Here is a 15,019-nt window from a genome sequence, read left to right as displayed (position 1 = left end):
GGCTGCCGGGCCGGCTGGTTCGCGGCCCGGCAGCCGGCGGAGCGTCAGGTGGTGCGAAGGCGCCGGTAGCGCACGTGAGAGCGGCGCAACGAGGCGATCGCTGCGGCTGTCACCGCGAGGCTCACTTCCACGACTTCGGGGCGGAAAATGAGGATGATGCCGAGGACTGGCATAACCACGAAGGGCCCAAGCTGGACGTTGACTTGATTGTCACGCACGTCAAGGGTTTCGGCGGCGTGTCGGCGAGGGATGCTACGGTCAGACCGCCCCGGCCAGGTGCTTTGTGGCAGTCGTCGGGACATGTATTCAGGAGGCACTGCGCCCTCCGTGCTTGAAGGTTTCGATGGGCGAGTCGGCTCTGGTCCTGGTTGGCGCCGTGCCGGAGCCGTCTCGTGCCCGCGAACGTACCGGCTCACCCATACGGAGCACCATCGCTACTGTCCGTTAATGGGGCGATTGCGGTTGATGAACGTTCCCGGACGCTAATGCAGGCGATGGGGCGACCATGGATGGTCGAAACCGGGCACAGGGCGTAAGTAACCTGTCAGACGCGGTCGGACCGCCCCCCGCATACGCCCGGCGCGCACCGGAGCGGGGCTGGCGCGGCTGAACACGCCAAGCAGCGTCAGGCGACGGTGCAGCCCGGTACGCGGTGCCGGGCCGGGATGATCCGTTCCGGCCCCGCTGCCGCCGCTCAGTGGGTAGCTTCCCGCGATATGAGCGCACACCGAGCTTCCCCCGATGAGCCGTGGCCGGGCTGGTCGACCAGCCGGGCGGCTCAGGCCGCGTACGGAAAGCACCTGGTCCGCATCGGCCAACTCGTCCCGGCCCTGCTGTACGCGCAGGTCATGGACCGTCAGCACCTGGCGGCCGCGCACGCCGCTCGCCGCCAGGACCTCATCGACTCCCAGGTGAGCAGTCTGGCGCTGGAGTGCCGGGACGATCTGCTGGAGGCCGCGGCTGTCCTGGACGTGCTCGCCCTGTGTCACGGGCACGGCAGCTACCTGCCGCGTCCCTACCAGGAGGACTCCCGCCCGGTGCCGAAAGATGTGGAACTGCGCACCGACGCCTCCGACGTCGCCGACGAGCTCGTTCGCCACGACCACCGGCACGGGACCAGCACCACCGGCGACGTTCCGTCGGCTCTGGAGAACGGCTGCACCTACGCCGAGCGGGACGCAGTCCGCACCTACGCCCGCCGGGAGTGGATCGCTTCCCAGGAGAGACGGCCCGGGATCTGACGCCCGCCCAGGAGCGCCGCGAGCCGTAGACGAGCGCCAGGCGCTTCCCGGAGGCGGGACATCCCCTCCCGCCGCCAGCTCAGTGGCAGCGGCCGCCGTCAGTAGATCTGCTTCGGCCAATGCGAATGGGGGGCGGCCTCGTTGAAAGGTCGCCCCCCATCCGTCGTCTTCAGCGCAGGCGCCCGAGGTGGATCACACTCACGCGGACCTGCTGGTCGCTGATCTCGTACATCACGCGGTAGACCCCGACGTGGATGCGCAGTACGTCGGCGCTGCCGAACGCGCCGTTGGGCCGCGGTTCGTCGGCGAGGCGGTCGACGGCGGTGAACACCTGCCGTACCCCGTCGGGGTCGTCCTTGGCTAACCGCTCGGCCTGGGCGAGGGCCTCGGGCTCCCAGATGACCTCGTAGTTCACGCCTCAGCTCCGCCGAACACGCGGCGGTACGCCTCGTCGTGCGGGACGCCGGCGCTCTCACCCCGGGCCTGGCGGGCGCGGTAGGCGGCCAGGGCCCGCATCTCCTGCAGTTCGAGGGCGTCGGCGGGGCTGACCAGTATGGCGATGGTCTGTCCGTGGTCGGTGATGGCGACCGGTTCACGGGTGGCGCTGACCTCACGCGCGATGGCGCCCAGGCGGGCGCGGGCTTCCACGATCGAATAGGTCGTCTCCGTCATGCACACCAGATTACGGAAGTGTGCACATTGCCGCCATCGAACACGCCTCGTACGCGATCCGTACGGCGAGCGTACGTCATCTGTACGGTTCATGGGGTAGAGTGTCGGTCAGGAGGTGTTCCATGTCCGAGTTGTTCGATGCGGTCGACGCGCTGGTCGCGTCCCGCGCTTCGCTGCCGTCGGCGGAGGAGCGCAAGCGGCTGCGGGTCGCGCACGGTCTGACGCTGGACGAAGTCGCTGCCGCGCTGAAGGTGCGCCGGGCGACGGTGTCCGGCTGGGAGTCGGCGAAGAAGCCGACCGAGCCCCGGGGCCCGGAGCGTGAGGCGTACGCGCGGCTGCTGGCGCAGCTCGCGGAGCTCTACCCCGCCCCGGCCGATGCTGCGGTGCCGGCCACGTTCACCGGCGCGCCCGCCCCGGCGGAAGCGCCGGCTCTCTCCACGGGCCCGGCGCCCGAGGCTGCGGCCATGACTGCATCCGAGAACACCCAGACCCCTGCTCCCGTCGCCGCTGCTCCGGCGGCTGCGTCACGTCCGGCGCGGACCACCAGGCCGTCGTCGACGTGGCGCCGTCCGGGTGCGAAGAAGGCGGCCCCGGCCGGGACCCCGGCGGGTGGCACCGACCCGCGGTTCGAGAACGGTCCGCTGGCGGTCGTCGATGTCGAGGACGGGCAGGTGCTGGCGTACTGCACCGGCGGTCTGGTCCTGGACGTGCCCGCCAAGTCGATCCCGTCCCTGATGGAGTGGACGCTCAAGGAGGCGAAGCTGGGGCAGTCGAAGTTGTCCGGGCCGGGCAAGGACGCCGATCCGCTGCTTGTGCTCACCGAGGCCGCGCTGGAGCGTTACGGTCTCCCGGCCGCGCTGACGGAGGAGGAGCGGTTCGCCGGGCGCATTCCGGAGGGCCACAAGGTCATCAAGCAGCTGGTCCGCGCGGAGTGGAAGCTGACGAAGCGCGGGTTCGGGCCGTGGGCGCGGATCTACCGTCCGGCCACCGGCTCGGAGCGGGCCTGCGTGCAGCTGTGCATCCCGTCCTGGCAGGCGCTGGACACGCGGCATTGGGGCGAGGCCGGTCAGCTTCCGCCGGCGGAACTCGCCCGGGTCCTGGGCGTGTACGCGTCCCGGGTGATGACGCCGCGCGGTTCCACGGCCGTGACCGGCCTGGAGCTGATGACCGCGCTGCACCCGGCGACGCGGGCCTCCGAGCCGGACGCCGACGGTAAGCGGCACTCCGAGCACAACCCCGGCTCGCTGGGGAAGGGCCCGGTGGACTGCGCGCCGTGTGAGGCCCCCGACGGGCATCCGCTGCTCAAGGATCTGCCGCGGTTCCACGTGCGCGGCCCCGGGGAGAAGCTGTTCGAGGAGGCGTACGACTGGGCGCGGCCGATGACGGACGCCGAATGCCTGCGCCGCCACCTGGTGGGCGTCGACGTGAACATGGCCTTCGCGGCGGGTGCCAACGGGCTGAACGTCGGCCTCGGAGCCCCGACGCACGTCACGAACCCGGCGTTCGACCCGAAGCTGCCCGGCTCGTGGCTGGTCGACCTGTCCCATGTCGACCTGTCGAAGGTGAAGGTGGGCAAGGAGTGGGTGGAGCTGGACGGCAGCCTGCTGCCCTCTCCGTTCACGCCGAAGGGCGAGCGACCGGAGGGGCCGGCCTGGTACGCGACGCCCACCGTGGCGTACGCGGTGGAGCTCGGCTACGAGGTGCGCCCGGTCGAGGCGTGGGTGCGGCGCGAGAGCGGCCGTTACCTGGACGGCTGGTACAACCGGCTGCGCGACGCCTACCTCGCCACGATGGCCGACCTCGGCGTCGACGCCGACCTGTCGCCGGAGGACTTCCTCGCGGCGATGGACGGCTACAAGGGCCGTGACCCGGAGCTGGCGATCGTCGTCTCGGCGGTCAAGGCGACGGTAAAGGGCGGCCTGGGCAAGCTCCGCGAGCGACCCCGGGGCGAGGGCTGGCGGCCCGGTGAGCCGTGGCGCGCCCTGTCCCGCCCGACGTGGCGGCCGGACATCCGCGCGGCGGTCATCTCCCGTACCCGGATCAACCTGCACCGCAAGATCGTGAAGCACGCGGCGTTCACCGGGCAGTACCCGGTCGCGATCCTGTCCGACTGCGTCGTCTACGCGGCCGACGGGCCCTCGCCGCTGGACTTCCTGCCCTACCGGGAGGGCAAGCCGCTGCCCGGCGGGTTCAAGCTCGGCATCAACCCGGGCCTGGTCAAGCACGAGGGCACCCAGAGCGTGCTGTGGGGCGAGGAGGTCCGTGAGCGGTTCAACGCTCCGGAGCTCAACCTCGCCCGGTACATCAAGGACGGCACCGTCACCGACGTCGACAACGGAGAGTAGGAGAAGGAGACGATGACCCTGTTCGGGGACGGCCTGGAAGCCGCCGTGCAGAAGGCGTTCACCCGCCCGGCGCCCAAGAGCGCGGGCGCGCAGATGCGGTACCTGGTCAAGCAGCTCAAGGGCACCAAGGCGGTCGCCCAGATGCTGCGGATCTCCCAGCGCACCGTCGAGCGGTACGTGAAGGACCAGATCAAGAGGCCCCGCGCCGATCTCGCCGCGCGCCTGGAGCGCGAGGTGAAGAAGCGGTGGCAGCCGCAGATCCGGGCCAAGGCCCGGGAGAAGGCAGCGACGACCGGCGGCATCGTCATCGACACCCGCGCCCGCATGGGCTACACTGCGCCGATCGGGTCGACGGACCAGGACCGCATCCGGCACCTGACCGTCGCCCTCCCGCCCCGCTACGCCGCCCGCCTCTTCGACGCCCAGGAGGCCGGCGCCAGCGACCGCGAGCTTCAGGAGATCGCGGCCGAAGCGCTCAAGGAGGTGTACTTCCAGGACGGCGGCCGCCGCGCCGGAAGCCTGGAGGAGGTCCGCTTCACGGACGTCGAACACCTCGAGTTCGACCTGTAGCAGCCACGCCCCGAACAGCCCGCGAGCCCCGGACCGACGTGGTCCGGGGCTCACTCGCGTATCCGCGGGCGGCGGATATGCATGCACGCGATGCCGCGTTCAACGACGCCGGCGTGGGCCGGTCACCCCGTTCCTGTGACCGTGCCGGGAGAAGGCCGGCCTTCCTGCGAGGCGAGGGCCGCGTCGGCGAAGGCCCGCACGAGTGCGGCCGCCTCGGAAACGCACCCAGCGGCCCGTACTTATCGTTGTTCCCGGGGTAGGCAGACGGCTCGCAAGCGTCCGAGGCATCTGTTAGGGACGCCTGCCGGTCACACAGCCGGCGGCGCGACGGGCGCGGCCTGCTCGGCAGGCTGGTCCAGCTGCTGCTCGCGACGCCGTTGCTCACCGCGAAGCGTCTCGACGCGCTGGGTGAACTTGGCGAGGGCCTCGCCCTCTTCCTCCTCGGTGAACTGGCTGTAGTCACCGATCCCGAGCATCACGGCGTTCAGTTCCTCCTCGAGGGCGTCAGCCGTCTGCCGCAGGAAGTAGCTGCGCTCGCGGTACTTGTAGTAGCCAGTGAACGCGGACGCGAGGGTGACGCTGAACCCCAGAACCACGACGGACAGGGTCTGCCAGTTCCACTCCTGCTGATTGAGGGCGGCAATCGTGGTTATCGCAGTCGAGCCGATGATGATCAGAGACTGCAGGGTGTTGTGGACACGACGGTAGTGGCGGCTCTCCCGCCCGTACTGGGCAATGACTTCAACGGTGTCCTCGCGATACATGCTGCGACGCTCCGTCAGTGGCGGATGCGCCCTCAAACTCTGCCTGCGCAGTTCCTCGCGCTTGGTGGACAGGCTGTCGCGCAGCTGAGACCGGCTGTACTCGTAGCGGTCCGGTGGTATGTGCGCAGCGCGGAAGTCGAGAGGGTCAGCCCGGATGAGGTGATCCACACAGATCACTGCGACCGTGAGGCCGCCGACGACCAGCGCAGTGACGAGGAAGCCTCTGCCGGCCACAAGCACGGCATGGGCATCGGCGAACATGGCATTCCACGCGATGAGCGAGGGAATGCTCGCCAGGGTGACGAGTAGAGAACTGCCCAGGAGACGAGCACGTCTCCGCTTCCAGGCAACCTCTCGCTCCAGCTCCTGAACCGCCGTTCGTAACGCGTCGATCTCAAGCAACACCCTGCTCACCAGCCCTCATGGTCAACCCAGAACCCGCCCCGTCCGGTGACCAAAAATTATCCGAAGAAGATCGGCACGCAGGGACTGTTTCCCGGCCGACTGCTCCTGTTCTGTTGGCCAGTTTCGAAGCCGTGGTCAAAGCGGGCCACCCTCCCCATCACCCGTCGCTGACCAGCACGCTGTGGGGTGTGTGTCCCCGGGGCTCAAGTCAGGGCGCGGGGAGAGGCAGGACCCCGCGGAGGACCAGCTGCTGACCGTAGGGGGTGGGCATGGGCTGCAGCTGGATGCCGGTGCGCAGCGGCTTCACCGAGAAGCGGAAGCCCTTGATCGGGCCGTGGCAGATGAACCCCGCCAGCGTGGGGATGCCGATGCCGTCAGGGGAGAGGGTGAAGCCGAGCCCGGCGTAGAAGTCCGTCAGCTCCGGTTCGTGCGTGGCGTACAGGACGGCCGCGCCCAGCTTCCCCTCCTCATGGGAGCCCATCACCTTCTCGGCTTCGGCGACCAGGGCGCGCGCGACGCTTTTCCCACGCCACTCTTCGGCCACCGCGAGGGAGTCCAGGCTGGCGACCAGTCCGGCGATGATGTGCGCGTTGGGCGATCCCGCGAGCATGGGGTGGGTGTAGGCCCACACCGCCGGCATCGCGAGCATGCCGCCGACCAGCACGCCGGACGACGTCTCCTCCACCACGCGTGCGCACGTGTACTTCTCCGGATCGAGACTCTGGTCGATCACGGCTGGGAGGACCCGCCAGGAGCCGTCGGGGTTGTCCGGGTCGGCCATCAGGAGCACGGGCTCCAGCGGGGCCGCGTCGTCTCGGGTCGCGTCCCGGAGCCGGAGGCCGTCCGGCAAGGCCGGGGCGCTCACGGGGATGATGGTGCCCGGCTGCACCGCAGTCCCGGGCCTGGGGGCCGAAGCGGCGTACATCCGCTCGCCCAGCACGTTCCCCGAGTACAGGCGTTCCGCCTCGCGACGTGCCGGATTCCCCGACCGCCGGGCGCCCTTGCGCGCCCCGTTCCGCTTCCCCACAGCGTCCCTCCCCTTGTCACCGCAACCCTCCCCCACCCAGCACCCTCCTAACACCCGGCGGCAGCCGGCGACTGTCCACAGGCGATCCGTGGTCCCTGGAGGTATGAGCGATCACGAGCAGCAGCAGCCGGCCCCGCGCCGCGGCAAGGTCCTGGAGGCCCTCGTGCGGGCGGAGCGGAAGGTGTTCACCCGGCCAGCGCCGAAATCTGCAAAGTCTCAGGTGAAATTCCTTCTCACGCGGGCGAAGGGGTCCACCAAGGCCCTGGCCCAGCGCCTGGGCGTCTCGCGCCGGACGGTGGAGCGCTACCGCGCCGGGAAGCTGACCAAGCCGCAGAAGCGCCTCCAGGCCGCTCTGGTGGAGGAGACCGAATCCGAGTGGCAACCGCAGGTCAGGGCGCATGCTCGGGAGCAGGCGGGCGCCTCGGGCGGCTTGATGGTGAGCGTGGTCGCCTACTTCGGGTTCACCGCCTCCGGGTCCTCGGACGACGGCCGGATCCGGCACATCACCACCCCGATCTCACCCACCTACGCCGCGCAGATCCTCCAGCTCCAGGAGGCCGGTGCGACGGAGGAAGAGCTGCATCCGGTCGTCGCGGAGGCCATCACCGAGTCGTATTTCACGGAATGGGGCACCCGGGCCGATGGCCTGCGCGCGGATTTCTCGCACGTCCAGTCGATAGATTTCGAGTTCTGACACGGCCGAATTCCGGGCCTGCTATAAACCATATTCACGGGCCGCCGCAGAAGCGCTCTGGCGGCGGCCCGCCCTGATTCCTGACCGCGAATGCGAGGCCGAAGATGACCAGGATGTGGCCGCCCGGCGCCGGGCGAAGGGCATGGACGCCGGCGCTGTCGCGGCGGCCCTCGAGGAAGCCCGGTTCGACGCCCGGTTCGACGCCCGGCAGGACTCCCGGCACGAGGACCTGGCCGACGAGACCGCGGCCGGGCCGGGCTCGCGGAGTGGGAGCGCCTCGCCCAGCTGCTCGCCGTCGCGGTGCCGGGCACCGTCTACGACCCGGACACCGACGACGTCGTCCAGGCCGAGCTCGCCGCCGCCGCCCGGGAAGCCGACCTGCGCGAAGCCGCCCGGATCGCGGCCCGCGCCGACGAGCTCCAGGCGCTGCGCGAGCTGGGCACGCTGGAGCAGACCGAGCCCCGCGACGGCGACGAAGCCGTACGCGACGAACTCACCCGCCGCGCCGGCGGCGACGTGCAAAGCGACGTCGACGCCTGGCTCGCCCACGCCCTGGCCGCGCACCTCGGGCACTACCGCGACTCGGCCGCCCGCCAGGCTGCGGCCAGCCTTCTGTCGCCGCCGGTGCTCGCGCACGCCGCGCTGCTCGCCGAACTCGCCCGCCTGGTTCCGGGCGTCGCCGTCGACTAGCTGGCGTTCACCGGCCGGCTCGCGACTGCCGACACCGAGGCCACCGCCGACCTGTGTTGCGACGACCGCTGGAACTCAAGGATCATGGACCGGGGCTTGTTCCGTCCGTCTCACTCGTCAGCGGGCGGTGCGTCTCCAATGGGTGCCGGCTGGACGGAGCGAAGGCTTCCGGCCCTGGTCCGCATGACCTCCGATCAGCAGTACTGCCCCGAAGGGGTGACGCTTCCCGCGCCGGCACCGCGGATCGGCCAGCGTAGCCAGCCGATCGGCTAGCGGACCCGTCGAACGGTGCTGACGGGCGGGCGACTTGACCAGACAGACGGTGGCAGACTGACGGCACATCGAAGCTCCGTTGCACGAAGGGGACTTGACAAGGTCACCTCCGCAACGGAGCTTCGTTGCGTCTGGTCGCGCGCTCATCCAGCATCGTCACACTGCCGTGACCTGCACACTCGCAAGGTCACTGGGACTTTGCAATCGCCCTGCGAGCAGGACACGCGACGGTTATCGCGTTCACGGCCCATAGTCCACTGCGTTCGCCCTCGACGCCGAGTCGATCAAAGTCGACGAATTAGTCGGCTAAGGGTTGGATATCTGTTTCACTGTGTCGACCCTTAAGTAATTCCCTAGGAAACTAGCCGAGAAGTAGTAGTTCGTTGATCTCGGCAAGTTCCATACCCCCCTACTCCACTTGCCACTAGTGAAGCATGCGGTGAAATTCTTTGTGCCATGCGAGGGGTCGGGTCCGCCCGCACGCACCGAATACATTGTCACGGCGATACTTTGATGCCCGGGCTTGTGGCACCCATTGAACTCGAGCGCCATATCCCCCCCGGATTCGTACCAGACTCTGGATTCGAAAGTAGCCGACGCCTCGATGTAACTAGTCCAGTCCTGGACTCCGACAGGTGCGGCTGCAACCGGGGGGACACCCCAAACAGAGAGTGCCAAGACGCCAGCAGCGAGGGCCATTCGCGCTTTAGCTGTGCCAATGTTCACGTATCCACCTATGATTGACGTGCACTGGTCATTCGTGTTTGTGGACCTTACGCTGCACTTCCGGGCTTAGTCAACCATCCGCACTCGGCGCCAATGTGCAACCTGCGGTGATCATTTATGCCCCGATCGTGATCCGCGAGGACACCGAGATGGCCGGCATGCTCGCTATAGTGAGCATGGCTCGTGATTCAGCCGTTACCAATAAGGCCCATGACCCAGGATGGGGCGAATGCCTCTTATCGAACGAAGGCCGTTTTCCGGCCCTGACCTGCATAAGCGCTCTACTCGGCACTCCGATTCGCATCCCATCTGCTTGACTTGGCCTCGTAACCTCCGCAGAGACGGCGGGCCGCGGGATACGGGGAGAGGACAGCGGACATGGCGAACATGACCACGCTCCAGCGACATGGCAGGCGGCTTTGTGTGACCGCCTTGCTGCTCTTCCTCGCAGGAGGCTGCTCGGACTCCGGCTCAGGCAAGGCGTCAAAGCCTACCGACGGCCCCTCGAGGAGCGCTGGCGCGCCAGCGAAGAGCGACTCCCCGTCGACGATCGCCGGCACAAGCGCGGGCGAGGACGGCGTCCGGGAGACGGCCGCCGCCTATGCAAAGGCGATCATCGAGGGCAATAGCGATATCGCATGCCAGTACGTGCACATGGACCCGACCAAAAGTGAAAGCTGCCCCCAGCTCGTGGGCTCTTTCATAGAGCAGGCAAGTACGAGCGGGGGCGAGCCGATGTGGAAGTACTTCCACACCCACACCGCCGAGTTCCGGGTCGCGATAGGCGCCGATCGCGGCGCCGACCGCGCCATTATGGAGGTGAAATGGGGTGCCGATCACGAGAAAGAGTTCGAACGCTACATCCGGAGCGAGAACCGTTGGAAGATCGACTTCGCCGCAGCCGCCCAGTGACTCCCCGGGGCAGACATCGGTGCCGAAAAATTCCTTAGCGCCCCCGGAACCACCGGGCCATGCTCATCGCCATGGCATCCTCGCGGAGCAAGGACTCCCCGGGCACAGTTCCCAAGGACCGACAGTCTACCTGGTCGGACACGGTGTAGCCGGCGAATGTAATGAGCCTGCCGCCCCAAGACCTCGCCCTCGGGGACGCCGCACTGCGGATACGCCGATCCTATTCACGCAGGCGAGCGGAGAGGCGGAAGCGCCGGGAGCTGCTGGACACGTTCAGCCCGCACGGGTAGACAGGTATGCGAAGTCTCTGGCAGGGCGAGGAAGTCTTGGTCGTGAACCCGTCCACCGAGGGCTTCACCATGCGCCGGGCTAACCACCGAGCCCACCGTGCAAGTTGGCAAGGGGCGCACTGCCGTTGCAGCCGAAGGATGGCCCGAAGAATGCAGAGGTTGGATGTGAATTCAATCGAGATAGATCATGAAACGACCACTCAATTTGACGGGCGACCAGCAGCCACATTGAAATTCCCGGCGTTCGACAGTGCGGGAATAAATCATGCAATCGCAACTAGTTACGAGTTCGGCTACATCCTGACGAAAGTGCATCATGGACCATCCTTCATAGTTCGATTGAAGTTTATCCGTGACGAAAGCGAGCATGCGCGTCAAAGGGCCGACTGGTCGATGAGCTGCATTCAGTCCAACGGGGCCTGGGCCCCGCCCAGCGTAGTGTTCCCTATGCCCGCCGATCTGGAGCCGCGAATCGATGCGCTAGCTGCGGCGCGGGCGCGTCGCTCTTTGGTGCTAGTTCAGGATAGAACTTCCGCTCTCAGGTACTCCCTTGGGGAGGCCGGACTCCTAGGGCTGATCGCCTGGCTGTTCCGGGATTCCGGGGTCGTCGCACAGGCGCTACTCGTTCTCGCAGCGTTGACACTTGCCACATGGGCAGTGAGTCCGATCTTTACGCGGGCAAAGCGACGCGGAAACGAAGCCGCGATCCAACGCTTCGACCAGCAACAGAACATCGAGCGCGGCTTTGTTGGCCCGCCTCCCACTGCTTCCGGGGGCCGCGGGTAGCCTCAGTAGGGTCGGGGACTGGCGCGGTGGCTGATACCCCGTTTCCAGTCCCCGCCGCTTCAAACCGGGCATGCGGTTCGCCCGCACCCGGCTTTCCGACGTCGTTCACCGCTGTGCATGCACTGGTGCCCCGCGTACGTTCCCGGTCAGGCGGTAGACCCCGTACCTGAGCCGGGTTGAGAGCGGCGACCAACTTCCGTCCGCCGGACTGGCCGAGACCATGGACGCCTTCTATGAGACGGATGGGCTGTTCAGCGACCTAGCGGCCGTGGCGCGGGCTATTGGCCGCTGAGACGCCGAAGTGGGGCCCCAAGGTCCTTGAGGCAGAGAAGCGGGCCGGTCGCATCCAGACGTTCAGCTCAAGCGCGGTGCCGGGGCTGCGCTGCTGCCGACTGAAGCGGTAAGCGCATCAAGTGGAACAGCACGCTCGTCCGCGACAGCGGCACCTTCAGGGGAGCCGGGCGCGGGGTGGCCGGCGCCGCGACGTCCGCCGCGCCTGGCGACTCGCCCAGGCCGACGCCGCCCGCACCCGCGCCGGCCACCCCGCGCCCGGCCCGGACACCGTCCTCGTCACCGAGTCCTCCTGGGCCTACCTCGCCTCCGGCTACCGCCCGGCGAAGAACTCCTCGCCGCCCAGACCCGCCACGACATCAACCAGACCCGCGCCGACAAGGAACGGACCAAGACCGAAGGGGAGGTATGGCAGTGACCGCCGCACCGACCACCCGCATGCTGACCATGGTGGAAGCACTGGCAGAGCTGCGCATGTCGCGGGCCGCCTTCTACAGGCTCCGCGCTCGCGGGAACGCGCCCCGCTGCCTCAAGCTCCCCAATGGGCAGATCCGCATCCGCCGTACCGATCTCGACGCGTGGTTCGAGGGCTGCGAGGTGCCCGCGTGCTGACGTTTGACGTGCAGATCTGGGGCATCCGCAAGCGCCCCGACCGTGCTGCGGCCTATCAGCTGCGCTGGCGAGTCGGCGTGCAGCGGAAGAGAACTCAACCCGCACATAGGTACTACAAGTACCTACCTACATTGGGGTGCAAGACCGCTCCCGCCAGGCACCCGGCCGCCAACGTCGTCGCCAGCTGGTGCAGCACCATCGCGAGCGACGTCCTGCTGCTCCCGGTGGTGATGGGTGCAAGACGTCTGCTGTGGAGTGCAGCGCAGCATTCGCACGGTTCAGGCGGCACACGGGTGCTGCTCGTGCAGCAGGCCGGTGCATAAATTCGCAGATCTGCGATGTTCCGCACGAAATCCATGCCAGCTGCTGCATGCAGCGCGGGCACCCCGAGCCGTCATCGGCTGTTCTGCTGCTCCAGAACAATCCGGTTCACCTGGTGCTACCGCCCACTCGCTGCGAGCCGTCCGGCGCCGATTGCGGAGCGGCTCGCGTTTGTTCTGCTCCTCCAGAACAAGGCGGTTTAGCTAGTGCTACCGGCACGGCTGCGGGAGGACATGAAGGAGGCGCCGTACCAGGGGTGCGGCGCCTTCGGGCCTTCGGTGGGGCGGTCAGCCGGTGGCGGCCAGGTTGGCCATCTGCGCGGCGAACCGGGCCCGGCGTTGCTCGGTGAAACGCCCGGGTTCGGCGGCCTTGATCTCCGGGACCTGCATGACGGGGGAGGAGACCGCGCCGCCGGTCAGCAGCGGGTGGAGCTGGTAGAGGCCGTCCTCAAGGCTCCAGGCGAGTCCGCACTCGCGGAGCTCCTTGAAGCCACGGTTCACGGTCGGCTTGCTCGCGCCCAGCTCGACGCACATCTCGTTCTGACTGATCGAGACAGTGCCGGTCTCCGGGTCGCTCAGGTACAGCAGCTCGTCCAGGACGCGGCGGCCAGCGGTGGAGACGTCGACCAGGGCCAGGAGGCGCAGGACGGCACGAGGGATCGTGACGGGGGCCTCTGTGGGAGGGCTAGGGACGTAAGAGCTGCTCACGGAGCCTCACCACTTCCGATCAGGTCGACGTGCAACGAGGATATGCCGCGCGAGGTCATGCGCTCGCCTTGCGAACAGGCCGCCGCTGCCGCAGCGTGACGACCTTCTCCTTGCGGCGGGCGGCCTCGGCAGCCTTCTTCTCCGCCTCCCGCACCTGGCGCCACTCGGTGGGGTAGTCGGAGTGCGGGATGACGCAGGCCGGACCCTCTGCGCTGTTCCAGAGCGCCTGCCACTTCTCCTGCTCGCCGGAGGTGCCGGCCACCGTGAGCCAGGGGTTCAGCTGGAGGATGCCGCGCTTGGCGGTGCGCATCCAGCCGATGTGCGCGAAGAACTGACTGGCCTCGTTCACGGAGGCCGCCGACAGATTGCACCGGGCTTGGAGGTCGCGCTGGTTGGTCTTCACGAAGCCTCGGGCCGCGACGCGAAGCTGATCGTCGGCGCGGTTGGCGTTCTGCAGCGCCACCAGCTTGCACCAGACCTGGAACCAGCTCCCGGGCATCTTGAGGCTGCCCAGCACGTCCATCAGCAGCCGAGCGTCCAGTACGTAGCCGCTGCACTCCGCGCTCGCGGCGAACTCGCGCCCCTTGATCTTCTCCACGCCAAGGATCAAGCCGCCCTTACCGTCCGACCGCGCAACCACACGCTCGCCGGAGCGGACGATCGGCAGCTGTTCCATCAGCACAGTCCTCCAAAGATGATCAACGTTTCGGGGAGCACGGTAGCACTAGGTAAACCGGCTTGTTCTGGAAAGCCAGAACAAACGGTGGCTCACAGTCACCTGATGATCCGTCAGGTACGGAGGGTGTTTGTTCTAGATCTCCAGAACACCCAGAAACTGTTTGTTCTGGAGATCTAGAACAAACGGTTTCGCATTACCGCTGGTCAGAGCCGGTTTCGGCGCGGAACGCTCTTATGTGTCACTAGAGCTCAACCACCACGCGAACCCCGGCCGACACTCCCCGGCGCGCACGGGGCAAGCAGATGGCAGCAACGGGCGTGTCGCCGTCGACAACCACCGGATCGAGGGGGCCGGCCTCTGTGGCTGAGCTCGCTTCGCGTGCGGCGCCACGCCCCGGTGCGGGTCGTGGACAGCAGCAGCGGCTCTGAGTCTCGGGTGGTACCGGCCAAGACGCTCAAAAGCGAGGAAGCGTGGCTGATGCCTGTGGGCGGTTCCGTCGCCCGGCCCTGGGGGGCCGTTCGGCTCCGGTACCTCCGTACGCCGAAATTCGAGCTTTCCGATATCTGAGGTCCCGTTCCGTGGCTCGGGTCCGCAGCTTCCCAATTCGTTATTCCTCGCGTGAGTGGGGTGGACCAAATTCCGGCGCTGACCTTCTATCAACAATCGCGCCCCGTCCGGGTGGTTGGAAGGTGTCCCATGTTTTTGCCAACGGTACATGCTGCATCAATCTGATGCACGCGATACACTGGAACCCACACGAACGAGCGACCCCCACCCCTCGTAGCCAGCCAGGCCCGCGCCAGCGGGCCCCAAGGTTCTGGAGGCGCAGCCGGAAGGACCGTCAGGCGGGGCAGCGCAGCGGACCCGCCCCAGAAGTGCAAAGCACTCCCCAACTCCCGCACTAAAGCCCCCATTAGCCGCACCTGGCGCACCGTCAGCGACGGCCGCGCGATACGCGGCCAGCCGGGCGCGCAGCGGCCGGCCCCCCTCAACTCCCGGAGCGCAGCGAGGGAG

General features: G+C 67.8%; 16 protein-coding genes. 8 read left to right on the top strand and 8 right to left on the bottom strand.

All coding sequences use genetic code 11. The features are described from left to right. Positions 1-44: 44 nt before the first annotated feature. On the bottom strand, positions 45-218 hold the full coding sequence (locus OG735_RS41075) for a hypothetical protein (protein ID WP_327328672.1): 174 nt from the start codon (positions 216-218) through the stop codon (positions 45-47). Between the two features lie 498 nt (positions 219-716). On the opposite strand from OG735_RS41075, the gene OG735_RS41070 reads away from it, so the two are divergent. Then, positions 717-1,241: a hypothetical protein gene (locus tag OG735_RS41070; RefSeq protein WP_327328671.1), complete on the top strand. Its 525-nt coding sequence runs from the start codon at positions 717-719 to the stop codon at positions 1,239-1,241. Between the two features lie 169 nt (positions 1,242-1,410). Here OG735_RS41070 and OG735_RS41065 read toward each other — a convergent pair whose 3' ends face one another. Then, positions 1,411-1,656, bottom strand: a complete 246-nt coding sequence (locus tag OG735_RS41065) for a type II toxin-antitoxin system RelE family toxin (RefSeq protein ID WP_327328670.1) — start codon at positions 1,654-1,656, stop codon at positions 1,411-1,413. Then, positions 1,653-1,913, bottom strand: coding sequence for a type II toxin-antitoxin system Phd/YefM family antitoxin (locus OG735_RS41060; protein ID WP_164343520.1), 261 nt, complete (start codon positions 1,911-1,913; stop codon positions 1,653-1,655). The genes OG735_RS41065 and OG735_RS41060 overlap by 4 nt, the downstream gene beginning before the upstream one ends. Before the next feature lie 122 nt (positions 1,914-2,035). Here OG735_RS41060 and tap point away from each other — a divergent pair, with 122 nt between their 5' ends. Both tap and tpg (OG735_RS41050) read left to right on the top strand, forming a co-directional pair. Continuing rightward, the gene (gene tap / locus OG735_RS41055; RefSeq protein WP_327328669.1) at positions 2,036-4,258 is read left to right on the top strand and encodes a telomere-associated protein Tap; all 2,223 of its coding nucleotides are present in this window, start codon (positions 2,036-2,038) and stop codon (positions 4,256-4,258) included. A 12-nt stretch (positions 4,259-4,270) separates the two neighbouring features. Next, on the top strand, positions 4,271-4,828 hold the full coding sequence (tpg, locus tag OG735_RS41050) for a telomere-protecting terminal protein Tpg (protein WP_327328668.1): 558 nt from the start codon (positions 4,271-4,273) through the stop codon (positions 4,826-4,828). Between the two features lie 308 nt (positions 4,829-5,136). Here the strand turns inward: tpg (OG735_RS41050) and OG735_RS41045 are convergent, their stop codons facing one another. After that, a complete protein-coding gene (locus tag OG735_RS41045) occupies positions 5,137-5,994 on the bottom strand; it encodes a DUF4231 domain-containing protein (RefSeq protein ID WP_327328667.1) in 858 nt (285 codons plus the stop codon). 211 nt (positions 5,995-6,205) lie between these two features. Then, positions 6,206-7,024 carry a GNAT family N-acetyltransferase gene (locus OG735_RS41040; RefSeq protein WP_327328666.1) on the bottom strand — a complete coding sequence of 273 codons (819 nt, stop codon included), beginning with the start codon at positions 7,022-7,024 and terminating at the stop codon, positions 6,206-6,208. Between the two features lie 103 nt (positions 7,025-7,127). On the opposite strand from OG735_RS41040, the gene tpg (OG735_RS41035) reads away from it, so the two are divergent. Further along, a complete protein-coding gene (tpg, locus tag OG735_RS41035) occupies positions 7,128-7,718 on the top strand; it encodes a telomere-protecting terminal protein Tpg (protein ID WP_327328665.1) in 591 nt (196 codons plus the stop codon). Between the two features lie 34 nt (positions 7,719-7,752). Here the strand turns inward: tpg (OG735_RS41035) and OG735_RS41030 are convergent, their stop codons facing one another. Continuing rightward, positions 7,753-7,941, bottom strand: a complete 189-nt coding sequence (locus OG735_RS41030; protein ID WP_327328664.1) for a hypothetical protein — start codon at positions 7,939-7,941, stop codon at positions 7,753-7,755. 77 nt (positions 7,942-8,018) lie between these two features. On the opposite strand from OG735_RS41030, the gene OG735_RS41025 reads away from it, so the two are divergent. The 4 genes from OG735_RS41025 (at position 8,019) to OG735_RS41010 (ending at position 12,621) form a co-directional block, all read left to right on the top strand. Continuing rightward, positions 8,019-8,408 carry a hypothetical protein gene (locus tag OG735_RS41025; protein ID WP_327328663.1) on the top strand — a complete coding sequence of 130 codons (390 nt, stop codon included), beginning with the start codon at positions 8,019-8,021 and terminating at the stop codon, positions 8,406-8,408. A 1,377-nt stretch (positions 8,409-9,785) separates the two neighbouring features. Continuing rightward, positions 9,786-10,319 (top strand): hypothetical protein, encoded by a 534-nt coding sequence (locus tag OG735_RS41020; RefSeq protein WP_327328662.1) that lies wholly within the window; start codon positions 9,786-9,788, stop codon positions 10,317-10,319. 1,775 nt (positions 10,320-12,094) lie between these two features. Next, a complete protein-coding gene (locus tag OG735_RS41015; protein ID WP_327328661.1) occupies positions 12,095-12,298 on the top strand; it encodes a helix-turn-helix transcriptional regulator in 204 nt (67 codons plus the stop codon). After that, positions 12,292-12,621, top strand: a complete 330-nt coding sequence (locus tag OG735_RS41010; RefSeq protein WP_327328660.1) for a hypothetical protein — start codon at positions 12,292-12,294, stop codon at positions 12,619-12,621. The genes OG735_RS41015 and OG735_RS41010 overlap by 7 nt, the downstream gene beginning before the upstream one ends. A 285-nt stretch (positions 12,622-12,906) precedes the next feature. Here the strand turns inward: OG735_RS41010 and OG735_RS41005 are convergent, their stop codons facing one another. Then, complete coding sequence (locus OG735_RS41005) at positions 12,907-13,326, bottom strand: helix-turn-helix domain-containing protein (RefSeq protein WP_327328659.1); 420 nt, start codon at positions 13,324-13,326, stop codon at positions 12,907-12,909. A gap of 55 nt (positions 13,327-13,381) precedes the next feature. After that, positions 13,382-14,002, bottom strand: a complete 621-nt coding sequence (locus OG735_RS41000; protein ID WP_327328658.1) for a hypothetical protein — start codon at positions 14,000-14,002, stop codon at positions 13,382-13,384. Positions 14,003-15,019 lie beyond the last annotated feature (1,017 nt).

The organism is Streptomyces sp. NBC_01210, from assembly GCF_036010325.1.
Taxonomy (GTDB): Bacteria; Actinomycetota; Actinomycetes; order Streptomycetales; family Streptomycetaceae; genus Streptomyces.
This window is presented reverse-complemented; position numbering and strand designations above follow the sequence as displayed.